Raw genomic sequence first — 14,483 nt, 5'->3', positions numbered from 1 at the left:
GATACTACCCGGGCGATGATATCAGAGCGCCAACTGTAACGGCGCGTCCTGGTCGGCGGGAACCGCGCAGCAGATCAAGGCCTGGCCCTCGGGCACGGCGATCTGCGGGGCCTTGGCATAGGCGACCGCGCCTTGCAGAATGCGGGTGCCGCACGTACCGCAATTGCCCTTGCGGCAACCGAACTCCGGGTTCAGGCCGCTTTCCTCCGCCAGCTCCAGCAGCGAGCCGCCACCGGGGCTCCAGCTGGCTTCCTTGGCCGAGGTCATGAACCGTATGGGGACTGGCTTGCTGGCGGGCTTGGGGGTAGCCCGTGCCGGCTCGGCGTCCTTCATCCCGGATATTGCGCTACCCGTGGCGCCCGCGTCTGTCTTGCGGACCAGGGACGAGGTCCCGAACGCCTCGGCGTGGATACGCCCGTCGGCGACGTTCAGTCCCCGCAGCCCGTCGTAGGTGGCTTGCATGAACGCGCCAGGCCCGCACAGATAGAAGTCATAGTCGTCGAAGGGCAGGCGCGCGCGCAGGACGTCGATATCGATGCGTCCGCTTTCGTCATAGTCCCTGGAGCGCTGCGCGTCCGTGAGGTCGCTGAGCAGGCGGATCACGTGGACCGCGCCGTTGCCCTGTTCCTGCAGCAAGGCGAGTTCGTCGGCGAACGCCCGTTCCTGCAGGGAGCGCGCGGAATGGAAAAACCAGACCGGCCGCATGCGTTGTTTGCGCTGACCTTCATAGACCAGGTGGCGCAACATCGCCAGCATCGGCGTCACGCCTATGCCCGCGGCCAGCAATACGGCGGGCCGCTTCTCCGTTGCGTCGATGGTGAAATCGCCACCCGGCGCGCGGGTGTCGATCAGGTCCCCGACCTTGATGTGCTCATGCAGATATTGGGAAACCACGCCTTCGCGCTTTACGCTGATGCGGTAATTGGCATCGGACGGCGCGATCGACAAGGTGTAGGTCCGGATCAGCGGTTTGTCCTGTCCTGAAGGCTGTACACGGATCGGCAGGAACTGGCCCGCCAGATGCGCGAGCCGGCCGGCGCCGTCGGCAGGTTCCAGGTGGAAAGATCGCACGACACTGCTTTCGTCGACGATCCGCGTCACCTTGAAAGGCCGCCAGCTGTTGACCAGCTCGGTGGCACGCAGGCGCTGGGCCGCATCGTCCCAGTTGCCGGTCAGCAGGGATGCAGGCGACGCGCCGGCTTCTTCACGTGCCCACCGAACGGGCAAGGCCAGAGGGCGGCGGACGATGCGCTCCGGGAAGAAACGCCAGAGCCGTTCGGCCCCCTGGAAGGCGGCGATCTCCGGCGAATCCACGATCACTTCCGCATGGCCCGTCATCTGCAGCAGGTCGCCGGTCTCGAAGTCGGCGAAGGTGATGCCGGCGCGCGGGTTGACCATGAAGTTCCCCAGCGTGTTGAAGAACAGATTGCCGTTGAAATCCGGAATGGTCATCCCACCATCCGCATCCAGACGAACAAAGCCTGGCTTGCCGCCGCGATGGGAGACGTCCACCTGGCGTCCCAGATCCGGCATGCCGGATTCCGGCAGGTTCACGGCGGGCAAGTCGGTGTGGCGGCTGTCCACGTAGGATGCGACGAAGAAAGAATCGGACCGGGCGATCAAGGCGCGCGCCGATTCGTCCAGCGTGTCCAATATCTGCGGCGCAACCTTGCTCTGTTCAAGCGGATCGCGGGTAAAGACGATGGCGCGCTGGTGGATGTAGCGTGGGCAATTGCCGTAGCTGTGCACCACATCGATATAGGACTGCGCGCCGTTGGTTTCTTCGACCTGGCGCAGCACGCCGTTCATGCGATTGCGCCGCCGCGTGGCCAGGTCGATACCCAGCAAACCCACCGCGCTGCCGTCCGCCAGGCCTTCGTCCGCGGGATCGGCGCTTTCCCGTGTCAGCGCGACGTTCAGGCGGCGGGGTTGGGGCGAAGCCAGGAAGCCCGGCAGCCCGGCCCGTAAAGTGGCCCATACCGTTCCATCCCGTGCCACGGTGCCCAGCACCACGAAAGGCAACTGCACGAAGAATTCGCGGTGCTGCTCGGGCATGTAGTCGCGGATGAAGCGGCGGCCTACGTCGTCCATCTTGGCAAGCGCCCCTGCCTGAGTCTGCAGGGCCAGCTCGCCAGCGTGCCAGGGAAGTATGGAAGGCATGGTTAGCTCCTTCAGGCGGCCAGACCCACGGGTGTGCGTTGGAATTCGACGAAACCGGGCAAGGCCTCGACCCGGGCGAGCCACGCGCGCACATGGGCGTAATCCTTCAGGTCCACGAAGCCTTCCGGCGCGCGGGCGGTGTAGCTGTACAAGGCCACGTCGGCGATGGTGGGCTGCACGCCGGCGATCCAGGTGCTGTGCGCCAGTGTGTCGTCCATGCGCTTCAACACCACGTGGGCGCGGCTGATGGCGGCATCGGCGTCGATCGGGGCGGCGAACACGGTCACCAGGCGGGCGGCGGCCGGACCGGACGCGATATCGCCGGCGGCGACCGACAGCCAGCGCTGTACGTCGGCGGCTTCCTTGGGCGTCTCGGGCAGCCAGTCCGTCTTGCCGTATTTCTTGCTCAGGTAGACCAGGATGGCGTTGGAGTCGGCGATGACGACGTCCCCATCGACCAGCACCGGCACCTGGCCGAAAGGATTCAGGCGCAGGAATTCGGGCTGTTTATGGGCGCGGGCGGCCAGGTCCACATCGACCAGTTCATAGGGCTGGCCGATCAGGGACAGGAAAAGGTGGGCACGGTGCGAGTGGCCGGAGAGGGCGTGGCGATAGAGTTTCATGGCAGCAGTCCTATAGTTTCGGTTTCCGCACGTAATGTCGTGCTGGAATGAATGTTAAGGCGACTGCGACCAGGGAAAAATGGCCTGAGAAAGAAGATATTGTTGTGGAAACGCGAATAGTAGGATTTTGCTTGTCCTTGGCGGCGGCCCTTTGCAAGCCGCGCGACGTGCGCTCATGCAGGCCGACCTCTATTCGTTCAAGGACTTGTCCGCCCGCAGGCTGTCGATCGCCAGGTCCAGGAACGCGCGCACCTTCTGCATCGCATGCCGGCCTTCCCGGTGGATGACATGGATGGGCGCCGGTGGCGGCTCGTAATCAGCCATCACCACGCGCAGCTTGTCGTCCCATAGTTCACCCGCGATCTGGTAAGACAGCACCCGCGCCAGGCCCAGGCCAGCCACGGCGGCGGCGATAGCCGAATCGTTGGTTGTGGTCGCCAGTCGCGGCGCGATGCGCTGGGACAGGGGCTGGTCCTGATGCACGAAGCGCCATTCCGGCAAGGTGCTGATACCGGTGACCTGGATCAGCGTGTGCCGCTCCAGGTCTTCCGGCGTCCGGGGCATACCGTGCTCCTTCAGGTAGGCGGGCGAAGCGACCACCACACGACGCACCCGTCCGACTGAAATGGCCTGCAGGGTCGAACTGGGCAGTTCGCCGATACGCACGCCCACGTCCACGCCTTCGTCCATCAGGTTGACGTTGCGGTCCAGCCAGAGGGAACTGACCGTCACGTCCGGATAGCGCCGCAGATACTCGACGACGATAGGGGTGACGTGGCGGGCGCCGAACATGACCGGCGCGGTCACCACCAGTTGTCCGCGCGGGGTCGTGTGCGTGCCGGCCGCCTCCAGTTCAGCATCCTCGATCTCGCCCAGGATGCGCCTGCAGTTCTCGAAATAAGCAGTGCCGGCGTCCGTGGGCCGCACTACGCGCGTCGTCCTGGTGAGCAGGCGTACGCCCAGGTGCGCTTCCAGATCGGTCACGACCCGGCTGACCACGGACAGGGAAATGTCCAGCTTGCGGGCCGCCGCCGTGAAGCCGCCGCTTTCGACCACGGTGACGTAGGTCTTCATGGCCTGCATCAGATCCAAGGCGTCGCTCCAGTATGGGAAGCCGGGAGTATAGCCAGGGCAGCCGGCGGGGCGGGCGAGGGGAGCGGCACCAGAGACATGCGCGACCCCAAAAGGAAAAGCCCTCTTGCGAGGGCTTTTCTTACCAAGTACTACGCGTTAGTCCGAAGACTTACAGCGGGGTGATCTTGGTGGCTTGCGGGCCCTTTTGGCCCATTGCCGGCACGTAGCTGACGCGCTGGTTTTCTTGCAGCGACTTGTAGCCTTCGCCTTGAATTTCGGAGAAGTGGGCGAACAGGTCATTGCCGCCTTTTTCCGGGGTAATGAAGCCAAAACCCTTTTCCGAGTTAAACCACTTGACGATTCCGGTTTCCATGATTTGAGATACCTTGATGAGTTGAGAACAATAAGTCCTGGATGGAGATAATCAAGGCAGGAACATGGACAAAAATGTGTAAAACTTGCTCATACACGAAGGAACAATATCGGCGCACTTGAGAATCTGGCGCTAACTATGCGGGCGCGTCAGCGGCGAGTCAAGTTTTATTCGCAAATTGTTTTGTCCTTGATCAAGAAACGAGCAATTTGCGGTCAATGGAAGCGCTCAAACGGCTTCTCATCGATCCAGCGCAGTGATTTTCGCAGCTTTGTTACCAGATCTTCGACCTGGTCATGGCTGAGCAAAAACACCTGGCTGGACTCCATCAATGCCTCTGTTCCCGGGTCCGCTTTGCTGATGCGCAGCAGAACCGTGTCGCTAGGACCTGCCAGTGCGCCGACCTCGATGGTGGTGACATGGGTGGGGCCTTCGATTTCGATCGTCTCCATGGATGACTTGCCTTATGTTGCGCGTCCAGCCGTTCTATGTGTGCGATGCACTGCACCAAATGAAGGGGACGCTGGCTAAAGGGAGGCTCATCAGAGCCCATTGAGGGTCGAGTACAGAGGTCAGTGGATGGATTGGATTCGTCTCCGAAAAACCACAGGTTCCCAAAGCCTATCACGGCTGTGGGCGTCCGGGGGACGATGCCCGCAAAGGTTCAGGCATTCGTAACCAGGTTGCGGCGGACATTCAGGAAGTCGGCGGCGGCGCTGTCGCGCAGGGGGTGCAGCCCTTCATGAACCCGCTTCCGGCCGGCGACCCAGACGTTTCTCAGCGCCGAAGTCCGATGGCTGCCGAACACATGGGCGGACAGCATGTCGCGCGCGGGCAGCCCGGCCAGGGCTACGTGCAGGGGGTCCAGCTCCACCAGATCCGCCTGCTCGCCGGGCGCCAGGCCGGCCACGGGGCGGCTGCTGGCCTGGGCGCCGCCCGCCACCGCCGCCAGGGTCATGGCCGTGGCGACGTGGGGCTGCGCGGCTTCGGCCATCACGTTGCGTTGCCGCGTGGTCAGGCGCAGGCCGTATTCCAGCCATTGCAGCTCTTCAGCGGCGTTGACGGTGGCGTGGCTGTCCGACCCCACGCCCCAGCGGCCGCCGCCCTGGCGCCAGTGGGCCATGTCGAAGAGGCCGTCGCCCAGATTGGCTTCCGTCGTGGGGCACAGGCCGGCGACGGCGCCGGTACGGGCGGCATCCAGCGTCTCGTCGGGGGTCATATGGGTAGCGTGGACCAGACACCAGCGCGGTCCCACCGGCGCATTTTCCAACAGCCAGCGCACGGGAGGCAGGCCGCTCCAGGCGATGCAGTCCTCGACTTCCTTGGTCTGCTCCGCGATGTGGATGTGGATGGGCGCGGTGGCATCCAGCGCGTCCAGGCCAGCTAGCACGTCGGTCAAGGTCGCTGGCGGGACGGCGCGCAGGGAGTGAGGGGCCAGGCCCAGTCGCGCGCCCTGGGCGTCGCAGAAGGGTTTAAGGGTGTCCAGCAGCCGTAGCATGGCAGCCGTGTCGTGCAGGAAGCGGCGCTGGCCATCGTTGGGCGCGGCGGCGCCGAATCCGCCGGTCTGGTAGAGCACGGGCAAGAGGGTCAGACCCATGCCCGTGCGCTCCGCCGCGCGCAGGATGGCCATGGCCATTTCCGGCAGGGGCGCATAGGGCCGCCCCTGGGGATCGTGATGCAGATAGTGGAATTCGCAGACGCTGGTATAGCCGGCTTCGAGCATCTCGATATAGAGCCAGGTGGCGATGGCTTCGACCTCGGCGGGGCCGATCCGGCTGGCGCAGCGGTACATCAGGTCGCGCCAGCTCCAAAAGCTGTCGGCCGCCTGGGCGCGGTACTCGGTCAAGCCGCAGAAGCCACGCTGGAAAGCGTGGGAGTGCAGGTTGGGCATGCCGGGGATGAGAGGGCCCGTGGCGCGGACTTGGCCCGGCAGGGGTCCCACGCCGGCGCGCACCTGGGTCAGGCGGCCTTGCGCGTCCCAGGCCAGGGCGACATCGCGGGCCCAGCCGTCGGGCAGCAGGGCATCGGCGGCCCATAGAGTGTTTGCTTGCGTCATAGGGCTACTCATCGCTTGGGTGCGAGCATGTCGAAGGCGACGACGATCAAGCCGGTACGGCCACTGGCGCCGGCGCCAGCGTTGGCGGCATTCGGGATCTGGTTCTCGGAATTTGGTGTGTCCGTCCGGGATCGCACTTGCAGCGTTTGTGAGGAATCCGCCCACCACAGGCCGGCACCCGATGGCAGCATGTGCCGAGCGCCATCGGCGGCCACGACTTCCCATTCGCTGCCCACGGCCAGCACCAGTCCGTGCGTAATGGCAGGCAAGTCGGCAGGCAGGTCGCCGGTCTGTTCCACCACCGCTACTGTCGCGTTGACACTGCCCCGCCGGCTCATGACGTTGAAATCCTCGGACGGGCCGCCTTGCAATGCGCAGTCGATGTCCACGTCGCCGGAGAAGGCAAAGGGCGCCAGCGGCGTGGTCAACGCGTGCGCGTCCGCGGGCGCGTTCACCGCCGCATCCGCATCCGCGGCAAAGCTGCCACGCAACAGCACGCCCGGACCGCTCAGCAAGGTAATGACCCGATCGATGCCGGCGAAACGGGAGAAGGGGCCGTCCGCGTCGATGCGGGCGACGCTGATCCGCCAGAGGAAATCGTCGACACCCGCGCCAGGAGGCCAGCTGACAACTTCGCGGGTCAGGCCGCCGCCGTTCTTCCACGGCTGGGCGGGCACGTCGGACAAGCGGAAAAATACAGGATCAACCACGTTTCAACACTGCCTGTAGAAATTCGCGCGTACGCGCCTCGACCGGCGCCGTGAAGATCTGGGACGGCGGTCCGGCTTCGATGATGCCACCGTGGTCCATGACCACCACCACATCCGCCACTTCCTGCGCGAAGGCCATTTCGTGCGTGACGACCATCATGGTCATGCCTTCGGTCGCCAGCATCTTCATTACCTTGAGGACCTCGCCGACCAGCTCGGGGTCCAGCGCGGAGGTGGGCTCGTCGAACAGCATGACTTGCGGCCGCATCGCCAGGGCGCGCGCAATGGCGACGCGCTGCTTCTGGCCGCCCGACAGGCTGGCGGGCATGGCGTCGGCCTTGTGCTCCAGGCCGACTTTCTCCAGCAAGGCGCGCGCTTCGCCCTCGGCCTGTTGGCGCGGCGTGCCGCGCAGCTTGCGGGGGCCCAGCGTGATGTTGTGCAGCACGTTCAGATGGGCGAACAGATTGAAGGACTGGAACACCATGCCGACTTCTTCGCGCAGCTTGTTCAGCTCGCTATCGGGCAGCATGCTGCCTTCCTCCAACAGCGCGCGGCCACAGATGTCAATGCTGCCGCCCTGGGCCAGTTCAAGGCCGTTGCAGCAGCGCAGCAAGGTGCTCTTGCCGGATCCGCTGGGGCCGATGACCACGACGACCTGGGAGGGCAGCACGTCCAGGTCGATGCCGCGCAGCACCAGGTTGTCGCCGTAGGCCTTGACCAGGCCCCGAATGCTGACCATCGGGGTGATAGGTTGATCGTTCGCGCTCATTGCACCATCCCTCCCGCGCGCAGCCGCAGCTCGATGCGCCGCAGCACGTATGTCGTGACGCCGGTCAATATGAAATAGATCACCGCGATGGCCAGGTAGACTTCAAGCGAGCGATAGGACACCGAAATGATCTTCTGGCCTTCGTGCATCACGTCCTGAATGGTCAGCAAGGACACCAGCGCGGAGTTCTTGATCAGCGCGATGAACTCATTGCCGAGCGGCGGGATCATCCGCACGAAGGCCTGGGGCAGCACCACGCTGGTCATGGCCATGTGGCCGGGCATGCCCAGCGATCGGGCCGCCTCGACCTGCCCGCGGTCGATGGACTGGATCGCTCCCCGCACGATCTCGGAGACGTACGCGCCGCTGTAGATCGACAAGCCGATGACGCCGCAAACGAAGGCGGGCAGCTGGATGCCAAACTGCGGCAAGCCGAAGAACAGGATGAACAGCTGCACCAGCAGGGGCGTCCCGCGGATGACGGCCACGTAAGCGGAGCACAGGCCATAGACCACGCGGCGGCGCGGTTCCAGGCGGCCTATGCCCACCAGCAGGCCGATTACACAGCCGAGCAACAGCGACACGGAGACGATTTCTATCGTCACCGCGGCGCCCCGGAGCAGGTCGGGCCAATTGGCCCAGACCGGGGAAAAATCAAGATCCATTCATTGCCTCAAGACAGACTCGGTGGCCGGCTCAGCGGATGTCGCCGGCGTCACTTCAATTGCTGAACCACTTCTTCACGATGGCGTCGTAGGTGCCGTCGGCCTTCAACTGCACCAGCGCCTTGTTCAGCGCGGCGGTGAGTTCGGGCATGTCCTTGCGCACCGCCATGCCGTAGGCTTCAGTCGTCAGCGGTTCGGGCAGGACCTTGAGGCCGCCGCGGGTGCGGACGTACTGGTAAGCGGCGGGCAGGCCGGTCACCGCGGCGTCGGCGCGGCCGATGGCGACCAGGTTGAACATCTGGTCGTTCTTTTCCACTTCCACCAGCTTCACGCCAGGGTAGGCATCCTTCAGGTAGCTAACGGACTTGGTGCCGACCTGCACGGTGACCTGCTTGCCGTCCAGGTCCTTGGCCGTCTTGATCGCCGTGTTGTCGGCCTTCACCATGGCGACCAGGCCGCCGGCATAGTAGGAGTCGCCGAAGTCGACCACCTTGCGGCGCTCGTCGGTGATGTAGATGGCCGAGACCGCCATGTCAAAACGCTTGGACACCAGACCGGGAATCAGGCCTTTGAAATCGATCTGAGTCCATTCGACTTTCTTGCCCATGGCCTTGGCCAGTGCTTCGGTCAACTCGATGTCGAAGCCGGTCATCTTGCCGTTTTCGACGTATTCCATGGGAGGGAAGGTGGCATCGGTGACCACGCGGATCACGCCCTGGTCGGCCAGGGCGGGCGCGGGCGCGGCGGCCCAGACGAGGGGAAACAAGGCCAGCGCGGCTTGCAGAACACGGCGACGAAGAATGGACATGAGAAGCTCCTGGGGATTGAAGATAAGTTGGGGACGGCCGGTCAAGTGATACTCAAAAGACGGGACACGCGCGCGGCGGCGACCACCACCATCTGCGTGAGTTCTTCCGCGCGCGGCACGCCACGCGCGGTCGGTGCCATCAGGGTCAGGCATCCGGCCAGACGCTGGCCGGGACCGAACAACGGCGCGCTGGCACCCCAGACGCCGTCGTCGACTTCATTCTGGCTGCGCGCATAGCCGGCCTTGCGGATGGCGGCCAGCGCGGCGCGGTCGGGCAAGGACGGATCGGCCGGGTCGTTCTGCCAGCTTTCGAGCAGGCTGTCGCGCCGCGCGGGCGGCAGATGGGCGAGCAGGCACTTGGCGGTGGCGCCTTTGCGCAAGGGCACGCTGCGGCCTTTCTCGAAGGAGCAGCGCAGGGCTTGCGGGCTTTCCAGCATGTCCAGGCAAATGGCGCGGTCATTCACTGGGACGATCAGGCCGACGCTCTCGTGCGACTGATGCACCAGGCGTTGCATGTCCATGCGGGCCATGTGAACCAGGCTGGAATTGGCGTCGAAGCCCTGGGCCAGTTGCAGCCCCATGGGACCCGGCGAATAGCTGCCTTCTTCCTCCTGCACGAAACCCCATTGCTTGAGCCGCGCCAACTGCCGGTAGAGCGAACTGCGCGGCAGGCCCGTGGCGTCAGCCAGTTGCTGCGCGGTGACGGGACCGTTCCATTGGGCGAGCGTGGCCAGCACCAGCAGGACGCGGTCTTGGGATGCGGGGGCGGCGGTGGATGAGGACATGGTGGATGCAGTATGGGATAGGACGGGATCGCAGACCAAGCTGATATTCCCATTGTGTGGGACTATAAGCGCACTTTTCGCATCTGGAGCATCGTCGGATTTATGCGGCTAAATCTCGGATATTTCGGCCTAATTTCATTATTTAGGGGAAACCCTGAGACTCGCATTTCGAACGCCAGTCCCATTCAATGGGAATCGATTCAAAAGTTGCACCAGTCCTGGGCGAAACATGCCGCGACATGGTGCGTGCACGCCTGGGATGGCGCGGATGGGAATAATTCTTGGTATCATCAGCGCCTGATTCTTTGAGCGGGCTGCTGATACGCGGCCGCTGCCGATTTATCCGCCAGACGCACGCCGCCAGGGTGCTGCCACCATGTCGACCGCCACCCTCGAACGCCTCTACGTAGACAACCACGCCTGGCTTTGCCTGTGGTTGCGCCGCCGGCTCGATTGCGGCGATGAAGCCGCCGACCTGGCGCAGGACACCTTCCTGCGGGTGCTGCGCAAACCCGAGGAACTGCCTGGCCTGCGCGAGCCGCGCGCCTACCTGACCACCATCGCGCGCGGGCTGCTCAATGATTATTGGCGGCGCCGGTCGCTGGAGCAGGCCTGGCTGGAAACGCTGGCGGCGCTGCCCGCGGATTTCGATGTGGCGCCGGAGCGGCTGGTGGCCATGCAGCAGACTCTGCATCAGCTCGACGCGATGTTGTCCGGGCTGGCTGCCAAGGCCCGCCAGGTTTTCGTGCTGTCGCAGCTGGAAGGCCTGACCTACGTCGAGATCGCCACGCGCATGAAGCTGAGCGACCGCACCGTCAAACGCTATATGGCCCAGGGCTTCGAGCTCTGCCTGGCCCTGATCGACTGAAACCATGTCCGCGTCCGGTGCCGCGCCCACCCCCGATCACGCCGTCATCCGCGAGGCCGCCCGCTGGCTGGTGCGCCTGCACTCCGGCGAGGCCGGCCCCGAGGACCATGCCGCCTTGCAACGTTGGCGCCAGGAGCGCGCGGAAAACGAACTGGCCTGGCAACGCGCCGAGCGCCTGAGCGAACGGTTCGGGGCGCTGCCGCCCATGGTCGGCGTGCCAGTCCTGACGCGCCCGACCGGGGTGAACCGCCGGGCCGTGATGAAGACGTTGGCGGCCTTGGGCATCGCGGTGCCCGCGGCGTGGCTGGTCTACCGGCACGGGCCGGCATGGCGTGACGGTGCCGACGGCTACCGTACCGCCGTGGGCGAGCACCGCGATGTGATGCTGGCGGACGGCAGCCAGGTGCAGCTGAACACGGACACGTCGCTGGACGTCCGCTATAGCGACAGCAGCCGGCTGGTGAGCCTGCGTGACGGGGAAATCTATGTGCGCACCGCCCCCGACAGTCCGGCCCTCGCGCGGCCTTTCCTGATCGATACGGCCGCGGGGCGCCTGCGGGCCCTGGGTACCCGCTTCGTCGTCAGGCAACTTGGGGATGAGGCAACCGCCACGACACTATCGGTGCTGGAGCATCGGGTGGAAGTCACCTTGCGGAACGACGGCGCGCGCCGCATCTTCGACGCGGGCCATACCATCCGATTCACGGCAGCCGGCTTCGGCTCGGTGCGCGCCGTGGCGCGAACGGAGAACACCAGCCAACTCGATGCGCCTGGCTGGACGCATGGCGCGCTGGAAGCCGACAACATGCGGCTGGATGCGTTCCTTGCCGAGTTGGCGCGCTATCGCCCGGGCATCGTGCGTTGCGATCCCGCGGTGGCGGGCCTGCGCGTATCGGGAGTCTTCCAGCTTGCGGATACCGATCATGTGCTGGCCGTCGTGGGCCAGACCTTGCCCGTGCGCGTCGTTCGCCGTACCGGATATTGGGTGACGGTGACCACGCCGCAAGCGTGATGGCAGTTTCTTTTGGTTTCATTTTCTGTACCCCCGGCGTGTCCCTTTTGGGATCGCTCGCGCGGCATAGGGGACATCAACGTACCTTATGCAACGGGAGAATGGAAAGTGGGATCGGCAGAACACCAGCCGCGCGGAGCGCGCGTCCCCGGGACCGCCACGGCGCGCTACGCCTTGACGGCCCTGACGGCATTGACGACGTGCGCGCTGGCCGGCGGCGCGCTGTACGTTTCCCAGGCCAGCGCTCAGAGCGCGCCCCAGGCCGCCCCGCGGACGTTCTCGATTCCGGCCGGGTCATTGGCCCAGGTGCTCACGGCATATGGGAAAGCCAGTGGCGTCACGGTGTCGTTCCGCCCTGAAGACGTGGCCGGGATGAACAGCGCCGGCTTGCAGGGAAACTTCACCGTCGCTCAAGGCCTGCAACGTCTGTTGGCCGGCACCAGCCTGACAGCCGTCCCGCAGTCCGGCGAGGGATACGTGGTGCGCGCGCCGGCGGCACCGGGGGCACCAGCATCCGGGACAGATGCAGGCAGCAGCGCGGCGGCCGGGACCAGCGCGGCGTCGCCCGCGGCGGCCGCGTCCGGCACCGGCTCCACCCTGGAAGCGATCCAGGTCAGCGGCAGCTGGCTCGGCACGGGCTTGCAGAACAGCGTGCAGAGCTTCGGCGGCGCGCGCACCCTGTTGCGCCAGGAAGATATCGCCGACAGCGGCGCGTCCAGCGTGGGCGACGTCCTGCGCCGCGTGCCTGGCGTGCAGATCAGCGGCAGCACCAGCGCCACAGGCAGCTCCGTTGGCCTGCATGTCGGGATCCGTGGCTTGAACCCGCGCAATTCCTTCCGCACCACCATGCTGATCGACGGCATTCCGATGGCCATGGCGCCGTACGGGCAGCCCAACCTGGTGATGTCGCCCATCAGCCTGGGTAATCTGGAGTCGATCGACGTGGTGCGCGGCGGTGGCGCGGTGCGTTACGGGCCGCAGAACGTCGGCGGCATCATCAACTTCAAGACGCGCGCCATCCCCACGGATAGCGGCCTGACCGCCGATGCGTCGGCGCGCTACAACGTTTTCAGCAAGGGCGGCACCAACACGCAGTACACGACCTTCCTGGGCACGCAGATGGACAACGGCCTGGGCCTGGCGCTGCTGTACTCGGGCATGGACGGCCAGGACTGGCGCGACGCCAGCCATGACCGCTACAACGACATCGCCTTGAAATGGCGCTATGAACTGACGCCGTCGTCGGAGATCTACGGCAAGTTCTCGCACTACGACGTGAAATCCGTGACACCGGGCGGCCTGACGCCGGCGCAGTACCGCGACGATCCTTTCCAGAACACGCGGCCCGCGGACTATTGGAAAGGACAGCGCGACCAGGTCGACGTGGGCTACCTGAACACCATTTCGGACACGCAGGAGTTCGAGGTGCGCGTCTACCACTACGACAGCTCGCGCGAAAGCAAGCTGATCAACGAGGCGCAGAAACGCTACGACTTCCAGCCCCGCAACAATCAGGTGCTGGGCATCGAGCCACGCTACACCCAACGCATCGAGTGGGGCCCGACCACGCACGATGTCACCGTGGGCTATCGCTACATCCACGAAAGCGGGCAGGACAAGCGCTACGGCGAGTTGTTTTCCAACGGCGCCCGCACCGCCAGGACGCTGTTCGATAACAGCACCAGCGCCCATTCCATCTACATCGATGATCGCATCGCGTACGGCAACTGGCGCGTGACCCCCGGCGTGCGCTATGAAAACATCGACAGCACCCGCGAGCCCAGCGGTACCACGGACAGCACGTCCTACAAGGTCCACAACAGCAAAGGCCTGCCTTCGCTCAACCTTGCCTACCTGGTCAGCCCGGACCTGACGCTGTACACCAACTACAGCACGTCCTTCGGCGCGGTGCAGTACACGCAATTGAACTCGATGTCGGACGCCAATCCGCTGAAGCCCGAGATCGCCAAGACGATCGAGGCCGGCCTGCGCTACAGCGGCGAGCAGGTGCGCACCGAGCTGACCGTCTTCAACCTGCGTTTCGATAATCAGATCCTGTCCATCCCGGGTACCAATCCGGCGGTGTTCCGCAACCTGGGCGCGACCACGCACAACGGCGTGGAGTTCGCGGCGGACTATGACTTCGACCGGTCCGGCCCGCTGGCGGGCTTGAACGTGTACGCCAACTACACGTATGTGCGGGCCATCCAGAAGTCCGGCGACGATAGCGGCAAGGACGTGCCGTTCTATTCGCGTCAGACAGGGACGGTGGGCGGCCGTTATACCGTGAAGCAGTGGGCCTTCAACCTGTTCACCACCGCGCAGAGCAGCCAGTACTCCGATACCGCCAACACGGTGCAGGAGTCCGCCGATGGGATCAACGGCAGGGTGCCGGGCTTCAGCGTGTGGAACGCGCAGGTCAGCTACAAGCTGCAAAGCCGCCCGCGCACGGAGATCCAGTTCGGTGTGAACAATCTGTTCGATCGCCGCTACTACACGCGCAACGTGGACAGCGATGGCGGCCGCATGGTCGGCGCGCCCCGCATGGTCTACGTGCAGGCCCGCGTCGCCTATTGATGG

General features: G+C 65.0%; 14 protein-coding genes. 3 read left to right on the top strand and 11 right to left on the bottom strand.

Annotated elements, in window-relative coordinates; all coding sequences use genetic code 11:
- Positions 1-21: 21 nt before the first annotated feature.
- The 11 genes from ASB57_RS07915 to ASB57_RS07865 form a co-directional block, all read right to left on the bottom strand.
- A complete protein-coding gene (locus tag ASB57_RS07915) occupies positions 22-2,160 on the bottom strand; it encodes a pyridoxamine 5'-phosphate oxidase family protein (protein ID WP_057651731.1) in 2,139 nt (712 codons plus the stop codon).
- 11 nt (positions 2,161-2,171) lie between these two features.
- On the bottom strand, positions 2,172-2,783 hold the full coding sequence (locus ASB57_RS07910; RefSeq protein WP_057651730.1) for a glutathione S-transferase family protein: 612 nt from the start codon (positions 2,781-2,783) through the stop codon (positions 2,172-2,174).
- A gap of 189 nt (positions 2,784-2,972) precedes the next feature.
- Complete coding sequence (locus ASB57_RS07905; protein ID WP_057651729.1) at positions 2,973-3,875, bottom strand: LysR family transcriptional regulator; 903 nt, start codon at positions 3,873-3,875, stop codon at positions 2,973-2,975.
- A gap of 151 nt (positions 3,876-4,026) precedes the next feature.
- Positions 4,027-4,230 carry a cold-shock protein gene (locus ASB57_RS07900; protein ID WP_057651728.1) on the bottom strand — a complete coding sequence of 68 codons (204 nt, stop codon included), beginning with the start codon at positions 4,228-4,230 and terminating at the stop codon, positions 4,027-4,029.
- Between the two features lie 215 nt (positions 4,231-4,445).
- Positions 4,446-4,682 (bottom strand): hypothetical protein, encoded by a 237-nt coding sequence (locus tag ASB57_RS07895; protein ID WP_057651727.1) that lies wholly within the window; start codon positions 4,680-4,682, stop codon positions 4,446-4,448.
- Between the two features lie 212 nt (positions 4,683-4,894).
- A complete protein-coding gene (locus tag ASB57_RS07890; RefSeq protein WP_057651726.1) occupies positions 4,895-6,286 on the bottom strand; it encodes a formimidoylglutamate deiminase in 1,392 nt (463 codons plus the stop codon).
- A gap of 8 nt (positions 6,287-6,294) precedes the next feature.
- Positions 6,295-6,996 (bottom strand): HutD family protein, encoded by a 702-nt coding sequence (locus tag ASB57_RS07885; protein WP_082621444.1) that lies wholly within the window; start codon positions 6,994-6,996, stop codon positions 6,295-6,297.
- A complete protein-coding gene (locus ASB57_RS07880; RefSeq protein WP_057651724.1) occupies positions 6,989-7,765 on the bottom strand; it encodes an amino acid ABC transporter ATP-binding protein in 777 nt (258 codons plus the stop codon). The genes ASB57_RS07885 and ASB57_RS07880 overlap by 8 nt, the downstream gene beginning before the upstream one ends.
- Complete coding sequence (locus ASB57_RS07875; RefSeq protein WP_057651723.1) at positions 7,762-8,430, bottom strand: amino acid ABC transporter permease; 669 nt, start codon at positions 8,428-8,430, stop codon at positions 7,762-7,764. Before ASB57_RS07875 ends, ASB57_RS07880 begins: the two co-directional genes overlap by 4 nt.
- A gap of 55 nt (positions 8,431-8,485) precedes the next feature.
- Positions 8,486-9,238 (bottom strand): transporter substrate-binding domain-containing protein, encoded by a 753-nt coding sequence (locus ASB57_RS07870; protein WP_057651722.1) that lies wholly within the window; start codon positions 9,236-9,238, stop codon positions 8,486-8,488.
- Between the two features lie 41 nt (positions 9,239-9,279).
- Complete coding sequence (locus ASB57_RS07865) at positions 9,280-10,023, bottom strand: IclR family transcriptional regulator (protein WP_057651721.1); 744 nt, start codon at positions 10,021-10,023, stop codon at positions 9,280-9,282.
- A 376-nt stretch (positions 10,024-10,399) separates the two neighbouring features.
- On the opposite strand from ASB57_RS07865, the gene ASB57_RS07860 reads away from it, so the two are divergent.
- From ASB57_RS07860 to ASB57_RS07850, 3 genes are all read left to right on the top strand, one after another.
- Positions 10,400-10,891: a sigma-70 family RNA polymerase sigma factor gene (locus tag ASB57_RS07860; protein WP_057651720.1), complete on the top strand. Its 492-nt coding sequence runs from the start codon at positions 10,400-10,402 to the stop codon at positions 10,889-10,891.
- A 4-nt stretch (positions 10,892-10,895) separates the two neighbouring features.
- Entirely contained in the window at positions 10,896-11,903 is a 1,008-nt protein-coding gene (locus ASB57_RS07855) for a FecR domain-containing protein (protein ID WP_057651719.1), read from the top strand.
- Between the two features lie 222 nt (positions 11,904-12,125).
- On the top strand, positions 12,126-14,480 hold the full coding sequence (locus tag ASB57_RS07850; RefSeq protein ID WP_082621987.1) for a TonB-dependent receptor: 2,355 nt from the start codon (positions 12,126-12,128) through the stop codon (positions 14,478-14,480).
- Positions 14,481-14,483 lie beyond the last annotated feature (3 nt).

The sequence above is a fragment of the Bordetella sp. N genome, assembly GCF_001433395.1.
Classification (GTDB): Bacteria; Pseudomonadota; Gammaproteobacteria; order Burkholderiales; family Burkholderiaceae_B; genus Bordetella_C.
Note: the sequence above shows the minus strand (reverse complement) of the source record. Positions and strands in the feature narration are given on the sequence as shown.